The sequence below is a fragment of the Rhizobium sp. CFBP 13726 genome (assembly GCF_014841925.1).
GTDB lineage: Bacteria > Pseudomonadota > Alphaproteobacteria > Rhizobiales > Rhizobiaceae > Neorhizobium > Neorhizobium soli.
The window spans coordinates 946,359-969,206 of record NZ_JACYUU010000001.1 but is presented as its reverse complement, the minus strand read 5'-3'; the positions used below and the strand labels follow the sequence as shown (position 1 = coordinate 969,206).

General features: G+C 60.0%; 24 protein-coding genes and 2 riboswitches. Of the genes, 14 read left to right on the top strand and 10 right to left on the bottom strand.

The window, feature by feature from the left end; all coding sequences use genetic code 11:
* Positions 1–37 precede the first annotated feature (37 nt).
* On the bottom strand, positions 38–415 hold the full coding sequence (crcB, locus tag IFT66_RS04780) for a fluoride efflux transporter CrcB (RefSeq protein ID WP_062457064.1): 378 nt from the start codon (positions 413–415) through the stop codon (positions 38–40).
* A 117-nt stretch (positions 416–532) separates the two neighbouring features.
* Between crcB and IFT66_RS04775 the strand changes: the two genes are divergently transcribed.
* Entirely contained in the window at positions 533–814 is a 282-nt protein-coding gene (locus IFT66_RS04775) for a hypothetical protein (RefSeq protein WP_192076880.1), read from the top strand.
* A 3-nt stretch (positions 815–817) separates the two neighbouring features.
* Here the strand turns inward: IFT66_RS04775 and IFT66_RS23455 are convergent, their stop codons facing one another.
* The gene (locus tag IFT66_RS23455; protein WP_192076879.1) at positions 818–2,005 is read right to left on the bottom strand and encodes a GNAT family N-acetyltransferase; all 1,188 of its coding nucleotides are present in this window, start codon (positions 2,003–2,005) and stop codon (positions 818–820) included.
* Positions 2,006–2,092: 87 nt separating this feature from the next.
* On the bottom strand, positions 2,093–2,638 hold the full coding sequence (locus tag IFT66_RS04765) for a copper chaperone PCu(A)C (RefSeq protein ID WP_192076878.1): 546 nt from the start codon (positions 2,636–2,638) through the stop codon (positions 2,093–2,095).
* Between the two features lie 173 nt (positions 2,639–2,811).
* Positions 2,812–2,898: riboswitch (glycine riboswitch) on the top strand.
* A riboswitch (glycine riboswitch) is annotated at positions 2,899–2,983 on the top strand.
* Positions 2,984–3,068: 85 nt separating this feature from the next.
* Here IFT66_RS04765 and gcvT point away from each other — a divergent pair.
* The 7 genes from gcvT (at position 3,069) to IFT66_RS04730 (ending at position 9,229) form a co-directional block, all read left to right on the top strand.
* On the top strand, positions 3,069–4,205 hold the full coding sequence (gene gcvT / locus IFT66_RS04760; RefSeq protein WP_192076877.1) for a glycine cleavage system aminomethyltransferase GcvT: 1,137 nt from the start codon (positions 3,069–3,071) through the stop codon (positions 4,203–4,205).
* Positions 4,206–4,284: 79 nt separating this feature from the next.
* On the top strand, positions 4,285–4,647 hold the full coding sequence (gene gcvH / locus IFT66_RS04755; protein ID WP_192076876.1) for a glycine cleavage system protein GcvH: 363 nt from the start codon (positions 4,285–4,287) through the stop codon (positions 4,645–4,647).
* Positions 4,644–7,517, top strand: coding sequence for an aminomethyl-transferring glycine dehydrogenase (gcvP, locus tag IFT66_RS04750; RefSeq protein WP_192076875.1), 2,874 nt, complete (start codon positions 4,644–4,646; stop codon positions 7,515–7,517). The genes gcvH and gcvP overlap by 4 nt, the downstream gene beginning before the upstream one ends.
* 227 nt (positions 7,518–7,744) lie before the next feature.
* Positions 7,745–7,954 carry a cold-shock protein gene (locus IFT66_RS04745; protein WP_062457081.1) on the top strand — a complete coding sequence of 70 codons (210 nt, stop codon included), beginning with the start codon at positions 7,745–7,747 and terminating at the stop codon, positions 7,952–7,954.
* A gap of 233 nt (positions 7,955–8,187) precedes the next feature.
* A complete protein-coding gene (rpsU, locus tag IFT66_RS04740) occupies positions 8,188–8,433 on the top strand; it encodes a 30S ribosomal protein S21 (protein ID WP_062457083.1) in 246 nt (81 codons plus the stop codon).
* 117 nt (positions 8,434–8,550) lie between these two features.
* A complete protein-coding gene (locus IFT66_RS04735) occupies positions 8,551–8,775 on the top strand; it encodes a hypothetical protein (protein WP_062458069.1) in 225 nt (74 codons plus the stop codon).
* Positions 8,776–8,971: 196 nt separating this feature from the next.
* Positions 8,972–9,229: a hypothetical protein gene (locus tag IFT66_RS04730; RefSeq protein ID WP_062457086.1), complete on the top strand. Its 258-nt coding sequence runs from the start codon at positions 8,972–8,974 to the stop codon at positions 9,227–9,229.
* A gap of 41 nt (positions 9,230–9,270) precedes the next feature.
* Here the strand turns inward: IFT66_RS04730 and IFT66_RS04725 are convergent, their stop codons facing one another.
* The gene (locus IFT66_RS04725) at positions 9,271–9,660 is read right to left on the bottom strand and encodes a RidA family protein (RefSeq protein WP_192076874.1); all 390 of its coding nucleotides are present in this window, start codon (positions 9,658–9,660) and stop codon (positions 9,271–9,273) included.
* A gap of 148 nt (positions 9,661–9,808) precedes the next feature.
* Between IFT66_RS04725 and IFT66_RS04720 the strand changes: the two genes are divergently transcribed.
* Entirely contained in the window at positions 9,809–10,411 is a 603-nt protein-coding gene (locus tag IFT66_RS04720; RefSeq protein WP_113112177.1) for a TetR/AcrR family transcriptional regulator, read from the top strand.
* A 9-nt stretch (positions 10,412–10,420) separates the two neighbouring features.
* Here the strand turns inward: IFT66_RS04720 and IFT66_RS04715 are convergent, their stop codons facing one another.
* Together IFT66_RS04715 and dusA are read right to left on the bottom strand one after the other, a co-directional pair.
* Positions 10,421–12,778, bottom strand: coding sequence for a bifunctional diguanylate cyclase/phosphodiesterase (locus IFT66_RS04715; RefSeq protein ID WP_192076873.1), 2,358 nt, complete (start codon positions 12,776–12,778; stop codon positions 10,421–10,423).
* Positions 12,779–12,928: 150 nt separating this feature from the next.
* Positions 12,929–13,894, bottom strand: a complete 966-nt coding sequence (gene dusA / locus IFT66_RS04710; RefSeq protein ID WP_249406339.1) for a tRNA dihydrouridine(20/20a) synthase DusA — start codon at positions 13,892–13,894, stop codon at positions 12,929–12,931.
* Between dusA and IFT66_RS23815 the strand changes: the two genes are divergently transcribed.
* Together IFT66_RS23815 and IFT66_RS04700 are read left to right on the top strand one after the other, a co-directional pair.
* Positions 13,871–15,079 carry an AraC family transcriptional regulator gene (locus tag IFT66_RS23815; protein WP_342344746.1) on the top strand — a complete coding sequence of 403 codons (1,209 nt, stop codon included), beginning with the start codon at positions 13,871–13,873 and terminating at the stop codon, positions 15,077–15,079. The two genes, dusA and IFT66_RS23815, sit on opposite strands and share 24 nt — an antisense overlap.
* 21 nt (positions 15,080–15,100) lie before the next feature.
* On the top strand, positions 15,101–17,680 hold the full coding sequence (locus tag IFT66_RS04700) for an HWE histidine kinase domain-containing protein (RefSeq protein WP_192076871.1): 2,580 nt from the start codon (positions 15,101–15,103) through the stop codon (positions 17,678–17,680).
* Positions 17,681–17,784: 104 nt separating this feature from the next.
* Here the strand turns inward: IFT66_RS04700 and IFT66_RS04695 are convergent, their stop codons facing one another.
* A complete protein-coding gene (locus tag IFT66_RS04695; protein WP_062457099.1) occupies positions 17,785–18,048 on the bottom strand; it encodes a hypothetical protein in 264 nt (87 codons plus the stop codon).
* A 219-nt stretch (positions 18,049–18,267) separates the two neighbouring features.
* On the opposite strand from IFT66_RS04695, the gene IFT66_RS04690 reads away from it, so the two are divergent.
* Both IFT66_RS04690 and IFT66_RS04685 read left to right on the top strand, forming a co-directional pair.
* A complete protein-coding gene (locus IFT66_RS04690) occupies positions 18,268–18,954 on the top strand; it encodes a fumarylacetoacetate hydrolase family protein (RefSeq protein ID WP_192076870.1) in 687 nt (228 codons plus the stop codon).
* Positions 18,955–18,976: 22 nt separating this feature from the next.
* Positions 18,977–19,504, top strand: coding sequence for a gamma carbonic anhydrase family protein (locus tag IFT66_RS04685; RefSeq protein ID WP_062580633.1), 528 nt, complete (start codon positions 18,977–18,979; stop codon positions 19,502–19,504).
* 9 nt (positions 19,505–19,513) lie between these two features.
* On the opposite strand, the gene IFT66_RS04680 is transcribed toward IFT66_RS04685, so the two are convergent.
* Genes IFT66_RS04680 through IFT66_RS04670 form a run of 3 tightly spaced genes read right to left on the bottom strand, consistent with a single transcriptional unit; the run spans position 19,514 to position 21,703 of the window.
* Complete coding sequence (locus IFT66_RS04680; protein ID WP_192076869.1) at positions 19,514–19,936, bottom strand: Fur family transcriptional regulator; 423 nt, start codon at positions 19,934–19,936, stop codon at positions 19,514–19,516.
* Positions 19,933–20,760 (bottom strand): zinc ABC transporter permease subunit ZnuB, encoded by an 828-nt coding sequence (gene znuB / locus IFT66_RS04675; RefSeq protein WP_113112170.1) that lies wholly within the window; start codon positions 20,758–20,760, stop codon positions 19,933–19,935. The genes IFT66_RS04680 and znuB overlap by 4 nt, the downstream gene beginning before the upstream one ends.
* Entirely contained in the window at positions 20,753–21,703 is a 951-nt protein-coding gene (locus IFT66_RS04670; protein WP_446737871.1) for an ATP-binding cassette domain-containing protein, read from the bottom strand. The genes znuB and IFT66_RS04670 overlap by 8 nt, the downstream gene beginning before the upstream one ends.
* Positions 21,704–21,818: 115 nt before the next feature.
* Here IFT66_RS04670 and IFT66_RS04665 point away from each other — a divergent pair, with 115 nt between their 5' ends.
* Positions 21,819–22,802, top strand: a complete 984-nt coding sequence (locus tag IFT66_RS04665; RefSeq protein ID WP_192076867.1) for a metal ABC transporter solute-binding protein, Zn/Mn family — start codon at positions 21,819–21,821, stop codon at positions 22,800–22,802.
* Positions 22,803–22,848 lie beyond the last annotated feature (46 nt).

Genomic DNA, 22,848 nt, shown 5'->3' with positions numbered 1-22,848 from the left:
AAAGCTCTTTCATCTTATCTGTGATCAGTCCTGCCCTTTAGAGCATTGCCCGCCCGAGCGCCAGCCCAGCAAAGACCGCACACAGCGACACACCAACGCTTGCGATCACATAACTTGCCCCCGCCACGGTCGCGCCGCGCTCGAACAGCGAGATGACATCCAGCGAAAAGGCCGAAAACGTCGTGAAGCCGCCGAGAAATCCAGTCACCAGCAGGAGACGCATCTCAGGCGAGGCGTTGAGGCGCCGGGCAATCACCTCGCTTAGCAAACCGATTGCGAAACAGCCGACGATGTTGACGGTCAGCGTTCCCCAGGGAAAGTTCGGCCCGAACCGGCGCAGCGTCCAGACGCCCACGAGGTAGCGGGCGACGGAACCGAATGCGCCGCCGAGTGCGACAAGTATGATATTGATCATCGAGATATCCAGAAAAGTCCTAAATCGTGCCTACCGTTAAAATGCCGGGATTTCGGTTAAATCGCGGCAAACTCGACGCATATTACATATGTGCCGAATGGGTTGAAGGCGGTTGCTATGGTTCAGGTGACGACAATTTCGGCAAGCATGGCAGCGCTCGCCATAGAGACGTTACGAACGCCGCCGCAACTGTCCGTCAAAGCGAGAATTGGTGAGGCCAAACGTGTCGCCGAACGCGCTTCTGCGCGTGATCAGAGTGCGACCGATCCGACGGTCACCGGGGCGATGACCCTTGCGACCAGCCTGTCTCTCGATTTCCTCGATGCCGGCCAGCAGCCTCCGCAGCAGCAGGCATCGCTGCACATGGCCGAAGCCGCCTATCGTGACACGGAAGAGTGACCTTCAGACCCCGAGTACAAGAAGTCCGACACCCTGAATGCCGCTGAGGAAGCGGCGCCAGCTTTCGGGTATCGTGAAATACATCCGCTTGGCGAATGGACGGATGACCGGAAGCCAAGCCTGCGCGTAGAGGCGCCCTTTCCACGAGAATGGCAGGCTATAGCCGTTCAGCACCAGTTTCTGGTTTGCCCAGGATTGTTTGTAGGCGCCATCGCCGCCGAGAAGATCGTAGGTCTTGATACCGTTGTCGATCAGCCAGCAGACGGTCATTTCCATCTGCACCTTGCCGGCGGAGAGATGCCGCAGGCTCCAGTCGAAGCTTCCGAGATAGGCATAGTAGTGCCCTGCCCGCACGAAGCCGAGCTCGATCGCCACCGTTGCATCGCCAGCCCGCAGGATCGAAAGGCACGCACCCTCTAGCAACGCGGCATCACCCGTCAGGCTCGCCAGGAAATCGTCCAGGCCATCGAAGGAAAAACCGCTGCTGCTTCTCCCGGTCTCGCGCAGCCAGACCCGCTTCATCGCCGCACAGTCGCGAACGTATTCGGCAAACCTTCGATCGGAGGGCCAGATCATCTCGAAGGTGAGTTCGCCGAGCCGCGCCAGGTGGTTGCGCCGACGGTTGCGATTGCGCTTCTTCAATTTGCCGCCGTGCGAGCGGTATGCGTCCGAGCCCGCAAACTGCGTGAGATCGAGCACGGCGCTGCTTCCGCCGTAGCCTCGGATCGTCGGCTGTGAGCGAAGCAGGAGACCCAGCGAGGATTGATGCGGAACGGGGTGAAAGACCGCGACATCACAATCGGGCATCATCTCGATACGGGTGAGCAACTTGCCCATCAGCAATCCGGCAAGATGGGCGTCGTCGCACAGGAGATTGCAGTATTGCGAGTGGGGTGCGCCGAGGTTTTCCAACACCCTTATGCCGCTGACGGTCTGAACCATCAAAGGCCAGACTGCGACGAGACTGCCGTTGCGCCACACAGTCTCGATCCGGAATTCGAACGCGGAGCCATTGCCGGCAAAGGCTGCGACCCAGCCGCGGCACCAATCGAAACTCTGAAAATAGGTCAGCCGGTCTTCGCACCGGCTTTCAAGGGCCCGCCAGGCGTCGGCAACCGTGTCGATTTCTGCAAGCGTGCTGAGGCGTCGGTAAATGCCGGCGTCCGGCTCCGGTGCACTGGAAATATCCACGATCTTCGTCCCCACAAAGCCAACCCATCGGTAGAATAGATGGCGGAGCTAAACGAGATATTACGCCTGAGATCACATCCCGCGTGATCAGTTATGCTGGTTGCCGGGACGGAAACCCTGGACCGGGAGCGTGAGATCGAAACTGCCGGATTTCTCGAAGGCCAGCTTCAGGGGCACGCTGTCGCCCTGCTTGAAAGGAGTCGCGACTTTGGTGAACATCAGATGCAGTCCACTGGGCTTCAACTCGACGGTCTGGCCGGCTGGGACCGCAATACCGCCTTCGAGCCGGCGCATCTTCATGATCTGGCCCTGCATCGACATTTCGTGGATCTCCACGGCAGGCGACAGAGGCGATGAGGCAGAGACGAGTCTATCGTCTTCGCTGCCCGTGTTGCGGATCACGAGATAGCCACCGCCGACCGGCTGGCCGGGAAGCATGGCGCGAACATAGCCGCCGGAAATCTCGAGCGTACCGACTTTGACTGTGGCGCCCGATGTGGCCGCCGGATCGGACGATCCGTGCATGTGCATGCCACCACTTCCGGAACCGGCATCGCCCGCCTGGGCATAGGATTGATCTGCCGCCGCACCAAGTGTCGCTGCAAACAGCGCCAGAGTCGCAAGAAATTTCATGACAACGCCTCCCATCGTCTTTCAAGACGACGGGTAGAGCAGATTCCTGAACGTCCGGAAAGCTTGAAGCTCGGCACTCAGTCGCGATGCCTAAACCTATGGTGTACGACAAATATCTTGGTCACGACGACATTCTCCCCTTGTCAAACCTGTCGCCTCCTCGATAATGAACCTCATACCCGTTGGGAGAAGCCGCTTCGATGCGGTGCCGAAGGAGCAACCGCCCCGGAAACTCTCAGGCAAAAGGACCACGGGCGACCAACCGGAACTCTGGAGAGTAGCAACCGTCATCGGGGGCTCGCCGAAGGGATAACAATCTCAGGCGAAAAGGACAGAGGGGGCTCGAAACAGGCGCGTAACCGCGCCCTGATCAGAGCCGGCGTGTGAGCTGATTTTACGCAGCGAGCGCCCAAAACCTGGAGGCGCCTTTTTGGACGATCACTCAGTTCTCAAGACCACACCGCTCAACGCGCTGCATCTCTCGCTTGGCGCGAAGATGGTGCCGTTCGCGGGCTACGACATGCCGGTGCAATATCCGCTCGGCGTGATGAAGGAGCACCTCCATACGCGCGCCGCCGCAGGCCTGTTCGATGTCTCACACATGGGTCAGGTCATCGTCAGAGCGAAGTCCGGCGACTATGCAGATGCAGCACTTGCGCTGGAAACGCTCGTTCCGGTCGACATCCTGTCGCTCAAGGAAGGCCGCCAGCGCTACGGGTTCTTCACCGACGACAATGGCTGCATTCTCGACGACCTGATGATCACCAATCGCGGCGATCATCTTCTCGTCGTCGTCAACGCCGCCTGCAAGGATGCCGACCTTGCGCACATGAAGGCGCACCTTCCGGACTGCGAGGTCACCCTGCTCGACGACCGCGCGCTGATCGCCCTCCAGGGGCCACGCGCCGAAGCTGTTCTGGCCGAGCTTTGGGCTGGCGTCTCCTCGATGAAGTTCATGGATGTGCGCGAAGTGCCGCTGCACGACGTTCCCTGCATCATCTCGCGCTCCGGTTATTCCGGCGAGGACGGTTTCGAGATCTCGATCCCGCAAGACCATGCCGTGTCAGTTGCCAAGGCATTGCTCGAGCACCCAGACTGCGAAGCCATCGGCCTCGGCGCCCGTGACAGCCTGCGGCTTGAAGCCGGTCTGTGTCTTTATGGAAACGACATCGACACTACGACGTCGCCGATCGAGGCATCGCTCGAATGGGCATTGCAGAAGGCCCGCAAGGCCGGCGGTGACCGCGAAGGCGGGTTTCCGGGAGCTGACCGCATCCTTGGCGAACTGGCAGACGGTACCAGCCGCCGCCGCGTCGGCCTGAAGCCGGAAGGCAAGGCGCCGGTGCGTTCGCATGCGAAACTGTTTGCCGATGCGGACGGGCTGCAGGAACTTGGCGAAGTCACCTCTGGTACGTTCGGCCCGACGGTCGAAGGTCCGGTTGCCATGGGTTACGTCCCCGTCAGTCATGCAGCAGCGGGTACGCAGGTCTTTGCCGAGGTCCGTGGAAAATACCTGCCGATGACGGTGGCCGCGCTGCCATTCATCACGCCGACCTACAAGCGATAAACATGCGCGGGCGGCCTGGCCCCACCCCCGGCCTCCCCCACGTCATCCCCATTCACGCTTTCCTCAAGAGGACATTCCCATGCTGAAATTCACCGCCGAACACGAATGGCTGAAACTCGAAGACGGCGTTGCCACCGTCGGCATCACCACCCATGCTGCCGAGCAGCTCGGTGATCTCGTGTTTGTCGAACTGCCGGAAGTCGGTGCCGAGCTGGTGAAGGACGGCAATGCCGCAACCGTCGAAAGCGTCAAGGCAGCCTCCGACGTCTATTCGCCGCTCGACGGCGAAGTCACCGAAGTCAATCAGGCGATCGTTGACGACCCGTCGCTGGTCAATTCCGATCCGCAGGCTGCCGGCTGGTTCTTCAAGCTGAAGCTCAAGAATGCGGCCGACGCCGACGCGCTGATGGACGAAGCTGCCTACAAGGAACTGATCGGATGAGCGACTCGACCGACTTCCACTTCACCGACTACGACCCGTACGACTTTGCCAATCGTCGCCATATCGGTCCCTCCCCGACGGAGATGAGCGATATGCTTGCGGTCATCGGCTACAAGTCGCTCGACGCGCTGATCGATGCCACGGTCCCCGCCTCCATCCGCCAGCAGAACCCGCTGACCTGGGGTGCGGCGCTGACCGAACGAGAAGCGCTCGACAAGCTGCGCGAGACCGCCAACAAGAACCAGGTGCTGACCACGCTGATCGGACAGGGCTATTACGGCACCGTGACGCCGCCTGTGATCCAGCGCAACATTCTGGAAAACCCTGCCTGGTACACGGCATACACGCCCTACCAGCCGGAAATCTCCCAAGGCCGCCTCGAAGCGCTCCTGAACTTCCAGACGATGATCTGCGACCTGACCGGCCTCGACGTCGCCAATGCCTCGCTGCTCGATGAAGCGACGGCGGCTGCCGAAGCCATGGCGCTTTGCCAGCGCCAGGCGAAATCGAAGGCAACCGCCTTCTTCGTCGATCACGCCTGTCATCCGCAGACGATCGCGTTGATCGAGACACGTGCAGCCCCGCTCGGCTGGAGCGTGATCGTCGGTGATCCGATGACCGATCTCGACCCGGTCGACGTGTTCGGCGCGATCTTCCAGTATCCCGGCACGAACGGCGAAGTGCGTGACTTCTCGGGCCTTATCTCCCGCCTGCACCAGACCGGTGCGGTCGCTGCTATGGCGGCCGATCTTCTGGCGCTGACGCTTCTGAAATCGCCCGGCGAAATGGGTGCGGATATCGCGATCGGCTCGTCGCAGCGGTTTGGCGTGCCTGTCGGTTACGGCGGCCCGCACGCGGCCTACATGTCGGTCAAGGATGCGCACAAGCGCGCCATGCCCGGCCGCCTTGTCGGCGTTTCCGTCGATGCCCGCGGCAATCGTGCCTACCGCCTGTCGCTGCAGACCCGCGAACAGCATATCCGCCGCGAGAAGGCGACGTCGAACATCTGCACGGCGCAGGTTCTGCTCGCCGTCATGGCCTCGATGTACGGCGTCTTCCACGGCCCGGAAGGCCTGAAGGCGATTGCCCAGGCCGTCCACAAGAAAGCCGTGCTGATGGCCAAGGGCCTCGAAAAGCTCGGCTACACGATCGAACCCGATACGTTCTTCGACACGTTCACCGTCGAGGTCGGCCACATGCAGGGTGTGATCATGCGGGCGGCCGTTGCTGAAGGCGTCAACCTGCGCAAGGTCGGTGAAACCAAGATCGGCATGTCGCTCGACGAACGCACCCGTCCGGCAACGCTGGAAGCCGTCTGGCGCGCATTCGGCGGCGACTTCAACGTGTCGGACTTCGCGGTCGAATACCGCCTGCCCAACGCACTTCTCAGAAAATCGGATTACATGACCCATCCGATCTTCCACATGAACCGCGCCGAAAGCGAGATGACCCGCTACATCCGCCGCCTGTCGGACCGCGACCTGGCGCTCGATCGTGCCATGATCCCGCTCGGCTCCTGCACGATGAAGCTGAACGCGACGGCTGAAATGCTTCCGATCACCTGGCCGGAGTTTTCCGACATCCATCCGTTCGTGCCCGTCGACCAGGCGCTCGGCTACAAGGAGATGATCGACGATCTCTCGGCAAAGCTCTGCCAGATCACCGGTTACGATGCTTTCTCGATGCAGCCGAATTCCGGTGCGCAGGGCGAGTATGCGGGCCTGCTGACGATCCGCAACTACCATATCGCCAATGGCGATACGCATCGCGACGTCTGCCTCATCCCCACTTCGGCCCATGGCACCAACCCTGCCTCGGCGCAGATGGTCGGCATGAAGGTCGTGGTGGTCAAAGTGCTCGAGAACGGCGATATCGATCTGGAAGACTTCCGCACCAAGGCGCAGCAGCATGCGGCAAATCTGTCCTGCTGCATGATCACCTATCCTTCGACACACGGCGTGTTCGAGGAGACGGTGAAGGAGATCTGCGAGATCACCCATGCCAATGGCGGCCAGGTCTATCTCGACGGTGCCAATATGAACGCCATGGTCGGATTGTCCCGCCCGGGTGACATTGGCTCCGACGTTTCGCATCTCAACCTGCACAAGACGTTCTGCATTCCGCATGGCGGCGGCGGTCCCGGCATGGGGCCGATCGGCGTCAAGGCGCACCTGGCAAGCCACCTGCCCGGTCACCCGCAATGGGCCGGAGAACTCGGCAGCGAAGGTGCGGTTTCGGCGGCGCCGTTCGGCTCTCCCTCGATCCTGCCGATCTCCTGGTCCTACTGCCTGATGATGGGCGGCGAAGGGCTCACGCAGGCGACGAAGGTTGCGATCCTCAACGCCAACTATATCGCAGCCCGGCTCAAGGGCGCCTACGATGTGCTCTACAAGTCCGCAAGCGGACGCGTCGCGCATGAGTGCATCATCGACACCCGCCCGCTCAACGCCTCGGCCGGCGTCTCTGTCGACGACGTTGCAAAACGCCTGATCGACTGCGGCTTCCACGCCCCGACCATGAGCTGGCCGGTTGCCGGTACGCTGATGATCGAACCGACGGAATCGGAAACGAAGGCCGAGATCGACCGGTTCTGCGATGCGATGCTGGCAGTCCGCGAAGAGGCTCGTGCGATCGAAGACGGTCGCATGGACAGGGTCAACAACCCGCTGAGGAACGCCCCGCACACGGTGGAAGACCTGGTCGGCGAATGGGATCGTCCTTATAGCCGCGAACAGGCCTGCTACCCGCCGGGCGCTTTCCGTGTCGACAAATACTGGTCGCCGGTCAACCGCGTCGACAATGTCTATGGCGACCGCAATCTGCTCTGCACCTGCCCGCCGCTTGAGGACTACGCGGAGGCCGCGGAGTAACACGAATAACGGAGAGGCCCGGGCTTTGGGCCTCTCCGGGATATATTTTCGCGCAGCCCTTGTTTAAGTGCAATTATTCTCTATTTTGAGTTTCATCGAACTTTGCTAGCGACTCGTCCGCAGCTCCCGGAAAACTTGGAGCTCTTTCTGATTTCCTCTCAACGTCGATCTACCCCCGACCCCGTATTTCAGGGTTGGCAACTTACTACGATTGAAAGGAAATCGTTATGGATACCGGCACTGTAAAGTGGTTTAACAGCACCAAGGGTTTTGGTTTCATTCAGCCTGACAACGGCAGCCAGGATGTGTTCGTTCACATTTCCGCTGTTGAGCGCGCTGGCATGAATGGCCTGAACGAAGGTCAGAAGATCAGCTACGAAATCGTCCAGGACAAGCGTTCTGGCAAGAGCTCCGCAGACAACCTGCGCGCTGCTTAAGGTTTTGTCATTGCCCCGCGTGACCACGGATGTACTGGCACGAAGGCGGCGATGATGGTGGAAGGTCGGGGTTCATCTCCCGGCCTTTTGTTTTTTCGTCCATTCTGAGGTTTTACTGTGCTAGACGGTTTAACTTCGAATGGGTGAAAAGAGAGCGGATGTGAGATCGCTTCCCGATCAACCCGCGTCCGACAAATTTCAAGAGATAGCGGTTCGCCGCGTAAGGAGATATTTTGCAGGTACTCGTCAGAGATAACAACGTTGATCAGGCTCTCCGCGTCCTGAAGAAGAAGATGCAGCGCGAAGGTATCTTCCGCGAAATGAAGGCTCGTAGCGCTTACGAAAAGCCTTCCGAGAAGCGTGCACGTGAAAAAGCAGATGCGATCCGTCGCGCGCGCAAGCTTGCTCGCAAGCAGATGCAGCGCGAAGGCCTGCTTCCGGCTCCGAAGAAAAAAGTCATCGTAGCTCGCGCCCGCTAGGCTCCGACATGAGCGTGGTTTTGAGCACAAGCCAGAGCCACGCAACCAATCGCAGGATGGCAGTCTATGCCATTCTCGCGGTCCACGGCAGACATCGGCCGTTTCCAGGAGGAAAGCATGACAGCGACCAAGGACCAGTTCTTCAAGCCCGCGAAAATGTCGGCACAAGCCAAATCGGAGCAGACCAACTCCGTGGTGCGTGACATCCTGGACGCCGAAGTTATTGCTCGTGAAAAGAAGACAGAAAAACTACGTGCTCTGCGGCTCCAGCAGACCGCTGATGCCCCCGCCCCTGTAAAAAAAGCGGCGACGAAGACCAAGCGCGCGGTCAAGACTTCCTAATCTTTCGTTTTACTCCCGACTGCTTTTCCCGAATTGAACCAATTCGTTGGTTCTGCGTTAACTTGCACTGCGGGACGCATGCACACTCTGGGATGCAGCGCTCAGGTGTCGCCTTTTCAAAGACGCCCCGCAGTCTTTTCTGATCATCCGGCTACGCCGATATCAGGAGAGTGCCTGTCAAGGATGCGAGGGTAGAATGTGTCAGGACAACGCCTCATCGGCGATCGTGCTAGGTTCGGATGATCTCGAACTTCTTCAGAGATTCCTGGAAGCCTGGTGCGAGGAGAGACATGTGGACGTGTCGAGCGAGGAGGCTCAGACTGTCGCATCGGGTCTTTTCAACTGGTACCAGTTTGAACTGAATGATCGCAACAACCTCAAGTCCGAACCGCCCGAGCCTTTGCCGGAATCGGTCGAACTGAAGCGATTGCTACGGCAACTCGCCGTAGCCTGATATCGGGCGCTGACCGTGCTGCAATCGCGGCCCGCTCGGGATTACGGGATACGAGCGATCACTTTGATCTCGAAGTCGAATCCCGCGAGCCAGTTTACCCCAACCGCTGTCCAATTCGGGTACGGCTTTTCCCCCATTATGCCCAAGCGAACTGCCTGAACCGTCCCGAACTGATTTTCAGGGTCGGTGTGAAACGTGGTGACGTCGATGATGTTGTCGAACCCGCAGCTTGCCGCTGCGAGAACCGCTCGCAGATTGTCGAACGCGAGTTGAACCTGTTTCTCAAAATTCGGTTCCGGCGTTCCGTCATCACGGCTGCCAACCTGTCCGGACACGAAGAGAAGATCCCCCGACCTTATCGCGGCTGAGTATTTGTTGATGTCGTAAAGGGCCTGTCGGCCTGCGGGGAAAATTGCTTCTCGTTCGATCATAGCTCGTCTCCAATCGGTTGTTGCGTCCACGGCGTTGCAGGAGCCTTCCCTGACCACGTCAATCTTGATATACGCTCCGTATGCAACTACGTATCTCAGATACGCTGCGTATGTCAACTGCTGTAAGAATCCGGTTTAGGGGTGAGCGATGGCGCCGAGCAAGCGTACAACGATGATGGAAGAAACGCGGGTCAAGCTGATCAGCGCGGCGCGCAAGTCCTTCGCCGAGAAAGGCTATGCCAGCTCGTCCATGGACGACTTCACGGCGTCCGCCGGCCTGACGCGGGGTGCGCTCTACCATAATTTCGGTGACAAGAAGGGTCTTTTACAAGCGGTGATCGATCAGATCGATTCCGAGATGCTGCGGCGGATGCGTGCTGCAGCAGACCACGCTGGCGGGACACTTTGGGACGGCTTTCTTGCCGAGGCGGTCGCCTATATCGAGATGTCGCTGGAGCCGGAAATTCAGCGCATCATGTTGCTGGATGGTCCTGCTGTCCTCGGCGACCCATCGCGTTGGCCCAATCAGAACGCCTGTCTGCGCACCACGGCGGATACGATCAGCGCTCTCATCGCCGAAGGGACGGTCAAGAGTATGGATGCGGAGGCCGCCGCACGTCTCATCAACGGTGCGGCACTCAACGCCGCACTGTGGATCGCTGCGGCCGACGATCCGCCGGCCGTGTTGGAAAAAGCCGTCGAAGCGTTCCGTCATCTTGCCAGCGGGTTGCTGACGAAACAGCCCGTATGATCGCCCACCTCAACCTCGACGGCGATAAGTCGGAAGATTGCGAATTCTTGAGAGGATCTCCACTTCGTCCTCGCTCTTCGGCTTGCCGAGGAGAAAACCCTGCAGCTGTTCGCAGCCGTCTTCGACCACCATCCGGTGCTGCCCGAAGGTCTCGATGCCTTCCGCGACGACGGGCAAGTCCAGGCTCTTTCCGAGACCGATGATGGCTTTGACGATGGCACGGGCGCTGTCGCTTTCCTCCATCTCGCTGATAAAACTGCGGTCGATCTTGATCTTGTCAAAGGGGAAGCTGTGCAGGTTGCTGAGCGACGAATAGCCGGTGCCGAAGTCATCCATCACCACATGGACTCCCAGCGCCTTCAACCGGAGCAAGGTCGCGAGCGTCGTGTCGCGATCCTTGAGCAGCGAGGTCTCTGTGATCTCGAGTTCAAGCCGGTGGGGCTCCAGGCCGCTCTCATCCAGTGCCGACGCAATCATGTCGACAAGGTTCGGGAAGCGAAACTGGATGGCCGAAACGTTGACCGCTACCGCCAGGCCGTCATCCCAGGTACTGGCGACCCTGCAGGCTTCGCGCATCGCCCATTCACCGATCGGCACGATGATGCCGGTTTCCTCGGCAACCGGAATGAAGACGCTCGGTGAGACATTGCCCCATTGCGGATGCTTCCACCGCATCAGGGCCTCATAGCCCGAGCAGAGGCCGCTTGTGGCATCAAAGAGTGGCTGGAATACCATGCTGAGTTGCGAGCGCAGTACGGCGTAGCGCAACTCGCTCTCGATCTCGCGCCGCTCGCGCAGCTCTGCGTCCATTGCCGCGGAATAGAATGCTGCCGTACCACGTCCCGAGAACTTCGCATTGTAGAGGGCCATGTCGGCCGCATTGCGCAAGTCATCAGGCGTTTCTCCGTCGTCCGGATAAACCGCGCAGCCGATGCTGACGCCCGCGGCGGTGGGATCGAGTGCAACATTCATTTCGGTGCGGAAGGTTTCGAGGATACGCTCGGCGAGCAGGTTTGCGCCCGCCGGCTGTTCGACGCCTGTCTGGAGAATGATGAACTCGTCGCCGCCGATGCGGGACGGCGTATCGGCCGGACCGACACAGCGCCGCAGGATATCGGCGACCCGGATCAGGACACGATCGCCTTCTGCATGGCCGAACACATCGTTGACGGCCTTGAAGCGGTCGAGATCAAGGGCAAGCACCGCCAGCACATCGCCGGAAAGTGCAGCCGTCCTCAAGGCACCGTCGAGCCGATCGTTGAAGAGCGTACGGTTGGGAAGGTCAGTCAAAGCGTCGTGGCGAGCCATGTGTTCGATGCGGCGCTCCGCAATGCGCTTCTCGGTCAGATCGCGGACAGCCAGAACCTGACAGGAGCGACCGCGATACTCGATCGTATGGACGGCAACCTCCAGAAAGACCTCACGGTCCGTCACTTTCGGCGTGGCAGCGACTGCGGAATTCCTTTGAGCCGTCAGCGGAAGACCGTCGGCTGCAGCCAGCAGATCGTCGGGATCGCGGCCGAGGATGTCGCGGTCGCGCAGCAACAGCAAGTCGGCAAAGCGAGCATTGGTCTCGATGACGCGGCCATCGCGAACCACCGCGAGGCCTTCGAGCGTCGCGTTGGCAAAGCCACGCAAATCCGTCAGGTACCGGTCGATGAAGCTCGCGGCAACAGTCGTCAGCACGATCACACTCATGACGATCGAAACCGCGCCAATGAGCCAGATCCGCCCGCCACCGTCGAGCGAGGCCTCTGGAAGCGTCGGATCGGGGATCAGCTCGGTCGCCGACATTGCAGTGAAATGCAGGATGCAAATGGCAGCAACACTGGCAGCGACTGCACAGATCAGGCGCAGGGTGCTTCTTCGAAGCGTCGTGGAGGCGAACGCCGCGGTGAAGAGAGAGAAAGAGACAACAGAGCCGATCAAGATGGGCGTCATTTCGTAGCGGGTCGTTGCCGCGGCACGGATCGCTTCGGTGCCGATCAAGTGCATGGCGGCGACCGTGACGGTGGCGACCATGCCGGCTGCGAGCGAAGAAACCGTCTTCGATCGATCGGCAATCTGCAGCGCCAACCAGAAGCCGGCGACGGCAGTCAGAGCCGAGACAAGGGTGAGGACGCGCTCGAATTCGATCGCTATCGTGCCCTGGTAGGCGAGCATTGCCACGAAATGCGTCGACCAGATGGAAAGCCCGCCCGTGGCGCTGGCGACAAGGAGCCAGATCCGCCGCCGACGTTCGTTGCACTCGATCGCCCGTCTATGGATCAGAAAAAATGCGAGCATGCCGACGACGCAGATGCCGGCCGCGAGAAGAACAGTGCTTCGATCATGCTGAACCACGACGCATTCGAGAACTCGAAACATGGATGCCACCACAAGAACGCACGACGAACAATTTCATCGACTTGTCAGCAAAACATTAGGTGTTAATATTTAAGGAAATAATAATATACAGTGCCGGCATGCACGTGTCCAGGAACGCGCCTTGGGTACGGGCTATCGATCCCAAAAGGCTTATCCGGCCGCCTTTTCAAGCCCGGAGCTCAAATCCACCGCCGCGAACGCAGCGGTCAGGATTTCGGTCCCAGCGCCAGGCTTCGTCGCCTCCGACGACAGGATCTGGCGGAACCGACGCGCACCGGGATAACCCTGAAACAGACCAACCATGTGACGCGTCACGTGATGCAATCTGCCACCGGAGGCGATAACCTGATCCGCATAGGCAATCATCGCGTCGCGCAGCGCCATCCAGTCAGGGTCTGGATACTCAAGTCTTCCATCCAGAAGCGCATCGACGCCCGCCAGCAAGCCGGTGTTGTGATAGGCAGCGCGGCCGAGCATGACGCCATCCATCACCTCAAGGTGTTCAGCAGCTTGCTTAAGATCGGCAATACCGCCGTTGATCCCGAGAAACACATCCGGGTTCTCACGCTTCATCCGAAGGACCAGATCGTAATCCAGTGGAGGAACCTCGCGATTTTGTTTTGGCGACAGTCCCTGCAGCCAGGCCTTGCGGGCATGGATCCAGATCGCGTCGGCACCGGCACCAATCATTCGCGCGAGAAAGTCCGGCAGGACGTCGGCCGGCACCTGATCATCAACGCCGATGCGGCATTTGACGGTCACAGGCGCCTGTGAAACCTTTTTCATGGCTGTGACGAGATCTGCAACATGCGCAGGGTCGCGCATCAGGCAGGCACCGAATGTCCCCGACTGCACCCGGTCCGAGGGGCATCCGACATTGAGGTTGATCTCGTCGTAACCGTAATCACCGGCGATCCGGATCGCCTCGGACAGCTTTTCCGCATTCGAGCCGCCGAGCTGCAAGGCAACAGGATGTTCTGCCGGCGAATAGGACAAGAGCCGCTCCCGCGGCCCATGGATGATCGCATCGGCGACGACCATCTCCGTATAAAGAAGCGCGCGCGACGACAGCTGCCGGTGCAGGAAACGGCAGTGACGATCGGTCCAGTCGATCATCGGGGCGACAGCGAAGACTTTTTTATGAGGATGCGTTGGCATTGGTTCCGAGCGACTATTCCGGTGCGTGGCGGCACGGATAACAAGATTTTGAGCCTGGCGAAAGACAAACGGCAAAAATGCGTTGTCGCCAGGTTGGTGCGGATTGGAACCGGCTGGAGCGTAGATGGGCTGTGTCTCGAGGTGAAAGCCTCTTCTACAGGGAATTCGACTTTGGACGGACGAGATGCCATCGAAGGTGAGCGGTCGCCAACCAAGGTGCAAACCCTACCCTTCAGTAGCAAATTTTGTTTAATCCGAGCAAAATGCGTGCTAGTCAGGCATATGAGTTCTTCTCGCGGTCTTGAGATAGATTTTGCAGAGCCGGCCATGGCGCATGTCACACGGGCGGCGTTCGACTTGAACGGATTTTCGGCCGAGTATGTCGAGCTGAGCGGTGCTGAACCGTATGACTTCAGAAGCCGTGGCGAGAACCACTATCTCGCGTTGCACGATATCACTCTCACTGATGGTGAGCTGCGCGTGGACGGTCTTCCGACGCTCCATAAAAAGGACTTGCGCGACACGATCACCTTCGTGCCCAAAGGCTGCGGCATCGAGGGCTGGTGCCAGCCTCAGCCACGAACCAACCGATTTGTCGCTATGTATTTCGATCCAAAGGCGATCCGCGACGATCTGGCTGGTAGATATTCCGAGTGGGATCCTGCGCCGTTCGCTTACTCGCGCGATCCACAGTTACGCGCCACACTTAAGAAGCTTGAAGCGGTTCTCAGGGCGCCTCATGTGGACGAGCTCCACGCGGAGAGCGTCTGCCTTCTGGCATCGCTTGAGGTTTTCGGGGTCATGGCCGACAGGCAGGGGCGTCTGTCGGACCGGCAGATCGCCGCGGTCACGGATTTCGTGGAGGGGCATCTGCAGGCAACAGTCGGCCTGGCGGAGCTGGCAGCTGTCGCCGGGCTCAGCCGTTTTCACTTTTCCCGCGCCTTCAAGGCAACGACCGGGGAAAATCCACACTCGTTTGTTCAACGGCGGCGCATCTCGCGAGCTGTCACGCTCCTTGCTCAGGTTGACCTGCCCATCGACGCGATTGCCGGGGCAGTCGGGTACAAGGGCACACCACAGTTTCGAAGGGCGTTTCATGAGGTGATGGGGACCTCGCCGCTGAAATATCGTCTGCAACGTTAGGCAAAATGGCGGGGGCCACCAATGGGCTATGAGTACACAGATGCCAGTCTGATCGTCTGCGATAGGGAGCCGATCACGCGACTCGAAGAGATCCAGAATTTCGCGTTCCTCGTTGCGATGTCGAACGACTGGACGATCGTTCGCGTATCCGAGAACTGCGAAACATTCTTCAACGTCAAACCGGAGAAACTCCTGGGCACGCGCTTCGACACGTGGATCAGTGAGACGGCGCTCCACGACATCCGGAACCGGATGGCGATTTTGGCGTCAACGACAGGAGAGAGAATCTTCGACGTGAAGCTGGTGCAGGGATTGCCCAACGTCGATCTGTCGATCCATTTTCAGGGCGATCTTCTGATTGTCGAAGGAGAACGGACACAGAAGACCGAACGGGTGGAGGCGGCTTCGATGGTTCGCGCAATGGCTGCGCGTCTGACCAAAGTTCCTTCAATCGAGAAATTCCACAGAGATGCGGTCCGACAGGTCCTGGCGATCACCGGCTTTGATCGAGTGATGATCTATCGGTTCGACACAGACGGTCATGGCGAAGTCATCGCGGAAGCAACACGCGCCGGGGTGGATAGCTTCCTCGGGCTTCATTATCCCGCGTCGGATATCCCACGCCAGGCGCGCGAATTGTACTTGCGCAACCCTTTCCGCATCATAGCCGACGTCGCGGCACCAACCGTGGCGTTATTGCCTCCCGCGGACGCGGTCACGCCACCGCTTGACCTGTCGATGTCGATCAGCCGCGCCGTGTCTCCCGTCCATATCGAATATCTGCGCAACATGGAGGTTGGTGCCTCCCTATCCATTTCGATCGTCGTCGAGGAAAAGCTGTGGGGGCTTATCGCATGCCATGCCAATGGACCGCGCCTGCCGAGCTTCATCATGCGGACGGCATCGGAACTGTTCGGCGCGATGTATTCGATGATGCTGGAGAGCCGTCTGCGGCGCGGCAGCGAGGAGCACGAGCATCGCGCACGTGCTTTGGCTGATCGCGTCATTACGATGATTGCTGGTGACGAATCGTTGATGGAAGATGCTCAGTGGCTGCAGGACATGACGCGCGACATGTTGGATTGCGATGGTGTCGCAATTTACCGTCGCGGCAAAGCTCATCTTCACGGGGCCACGCCGTCGGAACATAATGTCATCTCTCTGGCCCATCATCTGAACGCCGCCTCGCCGAGCCGGGTGTTCACGACCGACAACTTGGCTTCGGTCCATGCGCCGTGCAGCGAGACAGCGGACCGCGCCGCTGGCATGCTGTCGATCCCCATCTCGCGGGTTCCGCGCGACTATATCTTGCTGTTCCGCCGCGAGCGGCTGAGCGAGATCAGGTGGGGTGGCAATCCTGCAAAGCCAGCGGAAGCAGGCACCGAGAGCGAACGCATATCGCCCCGCAAAAGCTTCGCAGCATTCGCCGAACTTGTCCGCGGCAAGTCCAACCCTTTTTCCGACCGCGATCAGCGCATCGGCGAAGCGATCAGACAGGCACTGATCGAAGTCATCCTGCGCTATTCGGACGGCGCCAGCGACGAGAGACGACGTGCTTCCGAACGTCAGGAAGTGCTGATTGCCGAACTCAATCACCGCGTCCGCAACATCCTTGCGCTGATCCGCAGTCTCATGACGAAGACAAGCCACACGGCCGTTGATGTCGCGAGCTATGTCGAATCGCTCGGCGGACGGGTGCAGGCGCTCGCACGAGCCCATGACCGCGTCACGCGCCAAAGCTGGGGCCCCGCGCCGCTCGCCGGCATCTTTCAGGATGAGATCGCGGCACATGACGGCTTACGCGGTCGATTTACCTTGAAGGGACCGAACGTTCTGCTGCAGCCACAGGCGATGTCGACCATTGCGCTGGTTGTTCATGAACTCGTCACCAACAGCTGCAAGCATGGCGCGCTTTCGGCAAACGGCCGCATAGAGGTGACGGTCGACTCGGTCGACGGCGAAGGCGTTTACATCAAATGGAAGGAAATCGGCGGCCCGGCCGTGGTTGCGCCGACACGGCGAGGGTTTGGTTCTGTCATCGTCGAGAAAACGATTCCGTTCGATCTGAAGGGAACGGCAGAGGTCCGCTTCCTGCTGCCCGGGTTGGAAGCGGATTTCTTCATCCCGCTGAATTATGTGATCATTGCGCCTGAAGACCCGGCGCCGACGCAGACGATGATTGAGCCCGATACCCTGAAAGCTACCAGCGTCCCCCCAAAGCAACTACTGCACGATGCGCAGGTTCTGCTGGTCGAGGACAACATGCTCATCGCACTGGAGGCCGAGGACATGCTGTACGAGCTGGGCGCGGTTCAGGTTCACCTCGCCTCCACTATTGCCGAAGCCGAACAGTTGCTTGCCAAGCAGAGTTTCCAGTTCGCTATGCTGGACATCAATGTCGGTCGCGGCACAAGTTTCGATCTTGCGACCAAGCTCGGGCAAGCAGGAACGCCGTTTATCTTCGCGACCGGCTACGGCAACGAATTGGCGATCGCGCGCAGAAAGGAAAGTGAGGTCGTCATCCAGAAGCCCTATGAGCGTGATCATCTTGCGCGCGCCGTGCAACAGGTGCTGACGAAAGCGACTGTCGAAGATGGCTGACGAAAGCGCTCGCGCTCTCTTCATTCATCCGCTCTGAAACGACGTTCCCTGCCCCCACTGCGGTCAATGACCTCAACCTGCAGGTTGCCGGCATGACCGCCCGTTCAGTGGACCGACTGGCCGTCGTCTTCTTCAAGGAAGCTCTTGATGCCGTCGCGCTCGGCGGTGGCAAGGAATTCTTCCCAGGCGTCCTTGTCGGTCGCGAATGTCTCTTCCCAGCTGGTTACGACTTCCGTCTGGCTGATGACCTCGAGCGTCCAGTCGCCATTGGTATCGGCCGGGCGATAGATATCGACGAGCACGGTGACGCCATCGTCTTCGAACTCACCGGCGAATTCTGAATGTTCGAGTTTGGGCTGTTTCGTCATCGGTGAAGAACCTTCGTTTTCGTGCTGTCTTTAGAGAGACGCCAGCTCAACACGCCGGCCCTTGTTCGGTTGCATGGCCGGCATATTTGCCGAATGCGCTTTCCCTTATAGCAAAGCGAAAATTCACGCCAGCCGTACGGCTGTGCAGAAATCGGGCTAGGATTGTCGGCCGAATTGGTGGACAAAGGACGCATATTGATGACCGGAGGATTTTTTTCGATGCGCGCTACCGTGATCCCTGCCCCGCAGCCCGTGCTTCTTGATGTCGAGGGCGAGACCGAACAGTTTCCGGTGCGCCGGGTTTATTGCGTCGGCCGCAACTATGCCGACCACGCCATCGAAATGGGCCATGATCCGTCACGCGAGCCGCCCTTCTTCTTCCAGAAAAATGCCGACAATCTCTATCATGGCGACACCTTTCCCTACCCGCCGGTCTCTTCCGATGTTCATTTCGAAGTCGAGTTGGTGATGGCGCTTTCCGGTGGCGGCGCCGACATTCCGGTCGAGGAGGCCCTGTCCAAGGTCTATGGCTACGGGATCGGCATCGACTTCACGCGGCGCGATGTGCAGGACAAGGCGAAGAAGATGAGCCGGCCGTGGGAATCGGCAAAGGCGTTCGAACATTCAGCGCCCGTCTCCGCACTCGTCCCGGCCGCCAGGATCGGGCATCCGCAGGAAGGTGCGATCTGGCTTGAGGTCAACGGCGAACGCAAGCAGTCCGGCAACCTCAACCAGATGATCTGGAAGCTGCCGGAAATCATCGCCGAACTGTCGAAGCTCTTCGTGCTGGCACCGGGTGACGTGATCATGACCGGGACGCCGGCGGGCGTCGGCCCGGTCGTCAAGGGCGACACGATCACCTGCAGCGCCGAGGGTGTCGGCAAACTCTCTCTCACGGTGGTTTGAAGCACGAACCGGAGGTCAACAGATGCCGATCTACGCGCTTGGTGAATTCCAGCCCAAACTCCCCGCACCCGACCGCTTCTGGATCGCGCCGGATGCGAACGTAATCGGCAAGGTGGAACTGGGCGAGGATGTCGGCATCTGGTTCGGCGTGACGCTGCGCGGCGACAACGAGCCGATTACTGTCGGTGCGCGGTCGAACATTCAGGAGGGCGTGATGGTGCATACCGATCCCGCCTACCCCGTCGTGATCGGCTCGGACTGTACGATCGGCCACCATGCGATCGTGCATGGCTGCATCATTGGCGACAATTCGCTTGTTGGCATGGGTGCGACCATCCTGAACGGCGCAAGGATCGGCCGCAATTGCCTGGTGGGCGCCAATGCCCTTGTGACCGAGGGGAAGGACTTCCCCGACAATTCGCTGATCGTCGGCTCGCCCGCCAAGGCGATCCGTACGCTCGACGATGACGCCGTCGAGCGGCTGCGGCAATCTGCGGCGCGCTATGTAGAAAACTGGAAGCGGTTTTCCCGAGATCTTAGAGCGCTCTGACCAAACGGACTACGCGGCACATTTCTCGCAGATGCCGCGGATCTCGATCGTCGTCTTTGATGGCTTGAAGCCCTTGCTGGACGCCCAGTCGCTGAGGTGGTGATCGACCTCGTGATCGTGGAATTCCAGCACCTGGCTGCAGCTTTCGCAGATCGCGAAGGCAACCGTACCGTGGCCATGACCCTTGCCGCAGCACGCGCTTTCTCGGTGCGCGCAGGCCACGAATGCATTGAGGCTTTCCAGCCGGTGCACCATGCCGAATTCGGTCAGCTTGTCGAGCGCGCGGTAAACCTGAAGCGGTGCACGAAAGCCGTGGTCGCGCAGCTTGTCCAGGATCGTGTAGGCGCTGAGCGGTCCATCGGCACGGTCCAGCGCATCAAACACCAGCGACTGGTTCTTGGTCAGGGCCGGATTGACGATCGGGGCGTTCATCCGCGCACTCCTTTATTGGTTGCCCGCTCATTCGTTTTGCGGCCGAAGGCGGGAAGCAAACTCATGATGAAAAGTAGGAGTGCGGCCACCACGATGGAAGGGCCGGACGGCGTATCATAGGTCAAAGAGCCGAAAAGACCGCCGACGACAGCTGCAGCACCGATCAGCGAAGCGAATACCGCCATCCATTCCGGGCTTGCCGAAAAGCGTCTGGCGGTCGCTGCAGGTATGATCAGCAGCGAGGTGATCAGCATGATGCCGACGATCTTCATGGCGATCGCGATGACCAGGGCCATCAGAAGCATGAAGAACAGCTTTGCCTGCGCCGGCCGCATGCCTTCGGCTTCCGCCACGTCTTCGCTCACTGTCGATGCGATGAGCGGGCGCCAGAGGAATGCGAGCGCTGCGACAACGACGATACCGCCACCCCAGATGAGCGCGATATCGGATGGCGTGACCGCCAAGATATCGCCGAACAGGAAGGCGATCAGATCGATCCGAACCCAGGTCATGAAGGCAACGAGGACAAGGCCGATCGCCAGAGCCGAATGCGAGAGGATCCCCAGCAGAGCATCCGCTGAGAGCGACTGGCGACGCTGAAGGAGGAGCAGCAGGCCGGAGACGAGGACGGCGACGCCGAACACCGACAGAAGAAGATTGACCTCGAAAAACAGCGACAGCGCCACGCCGAGCAGCGCCGAATGCGCCATCGTATCGCCGAAATAGGCCATGCGGCGCCAGACGACGAAACAGCCGAGCGGTCCGGCTGTCAGCGCTACGCCGACGCCGGCGATTAGTGCGCGAGTGAAGAAGTCGTCAAGCATGAGGCTTGCCCTCGCCGTGATGGTGGTGGGCGTGGTCGCCATCGTGGCGATGGTCGTGAGCACCATCGTGATGGTGCTTGTGGTCACCATGCTCGTGGTCGTGCCCGGCGTGATGCTCGTGATGGTGGCCGTCCTCGGGGTGGCAATGATCCGTGATCGAGCCGTCGCGGTGCTGGACCCGACCATCCGGCAGATGGGTATGGTCGTGGTTGTGGCTATAGACGGCGAGCGCACGGCCATTGGCGCCAAACAGCTTGGCATAGTCAGAACTCTGGCTGACCACTTCCGGCGTGCCACGGCAGCAGATATGACCGTTGAGGCAGATCACCGTGTCGGTCCCCGCCATCACCATGTGCAGATCATGCGAAATCATCAGGATGCCGCAACCCGTCGTGGTGCGGATCTTGCGGATCAGATCGTAGAGCGCTGCCTCGCCAGCGAAATCGACGCCCTGCACCGGCTCGTCCAGCACCAGCAGGTCCGGCTTGCGTGCCAAGGCGCGGGCCAGCAGCGCGCGCTGGAATTCGCCGCCCGACAGGTGCCGGACTTCGGCGTCTGCCAGATGCGCGATGCCGGTCGCTTCGAGCGCTGCCATCGTATCCTGATCGGAAATCGAGCTTGTCAGCCGCATGAGGCGCCGCACCGAAAGCGGCATCGTCCAGTCGATCGAGAGCTTTTGCGGCACATAACCGATGCGCAGGTCGCTGCTGCGGGTAACGGTGCCTTCATCGGCCTTCAGGACGCCGATCGCCATCTTGGCGGTCGTCGACTTGCCGGCGCCGTTGGGTCCGATCAGCGTCACCACTTCGCCGCGGGCTATCGACAGATCGACGCCGCGCACCAGCCAGCGATTATCCCGGAAAATGCCGGCATTCGACAGCGATACGAGTTTCGCTGCGGCCTTTGCATGATCTCCAAGCGGCAGGTCGGCCCGGTTTCTCATCAGCATGGTCGTCTAAAAATCCTGTTGTCAGGCCTCTTGCAGACCCTCATGGCACACGTTATAGCATAACGCAATTGATGTAATAACATTACGTAATGTCACAAGGAGCTATCCGATGAAATTTGCCGCAACCCTCCTCCTCTCATGCTCGGCCCTGATGACCGCATCGAACGCATTTGCCGATGCACCCAGCGTCGTGGTCTCGATCAAGCCGATCCATTCGCTGGTCGCCTCGGTCATGAAAGGCGTGGCGGAGCCGAAGCTGATCGTCGAGGGCGCGGCCTCCCCGCATACCTACAACATGCGCCCATCCAAAGCGTCGGCCCTGCAGAAAGCCGACCTGATCTTCTGGGTCGGCCATGGAATGGAAGCGTTTCTGGAAAAGCCGCTGGAAGCGCTCGGCACCAAGGCTGCCGTGGTAAGCCTGGAAGACGCGCCGGGCCTGACCAAACTGAAGTTCCGCGAGGGCGGTGTGTTCGAGCCGGAAGCCGAAGAGGAAGGCCATGATCACGGTCATAGCCACGGCAGCGAGGATCACGCAGCCGGCGCGGAGGACGACGGCGACCACGACCATGACGGCAATGACGTGCATCTATGGCTCGACCCGATGAATGCCAAGGCGATGGTGGAGGATATTGAAAAGGCGCTTGTGCAGGCCGACCCGGAAAACGCCACGACCTACCAGGCGAACGGGGCTGATATGATGAAGCGGCTCGATGCGCTCGACACGGAACTGAAGACCACGCTCGAGCCGGTCAAGGACAAGCCTTTCATCGTATTCCACGACGCCTACCAGTATTTCGAGAACCGCTACGGCGTGAAGGTTGCGGGATCGATCACGGTGAGCCCGGAATCCATTCCCGGCGCCGAGCGCGTGAAGGAAATCCACCAGAAGGTGGAGGAGCTTGGCGCCACCTGCGTGTTCGCCGAGCCGCAGTTCGAGCCAAAGCTGGTGAAGGTGGTGACGGAAGGAAGCAAGGCGCGTTCCGGCGTTCTTGATCCGGAAGCAGGCGCACTGACCGAGGGGCCGGATCTCTACTTCGATCTGATGCGTGGTCTCGCAACGTCGTTGAAGACCTGCCTCTCGCAGGCTTCCTGATCTCCAGGACATTCGCGGTGCTGCGACCTGCAGTGCCGCGTGTTGA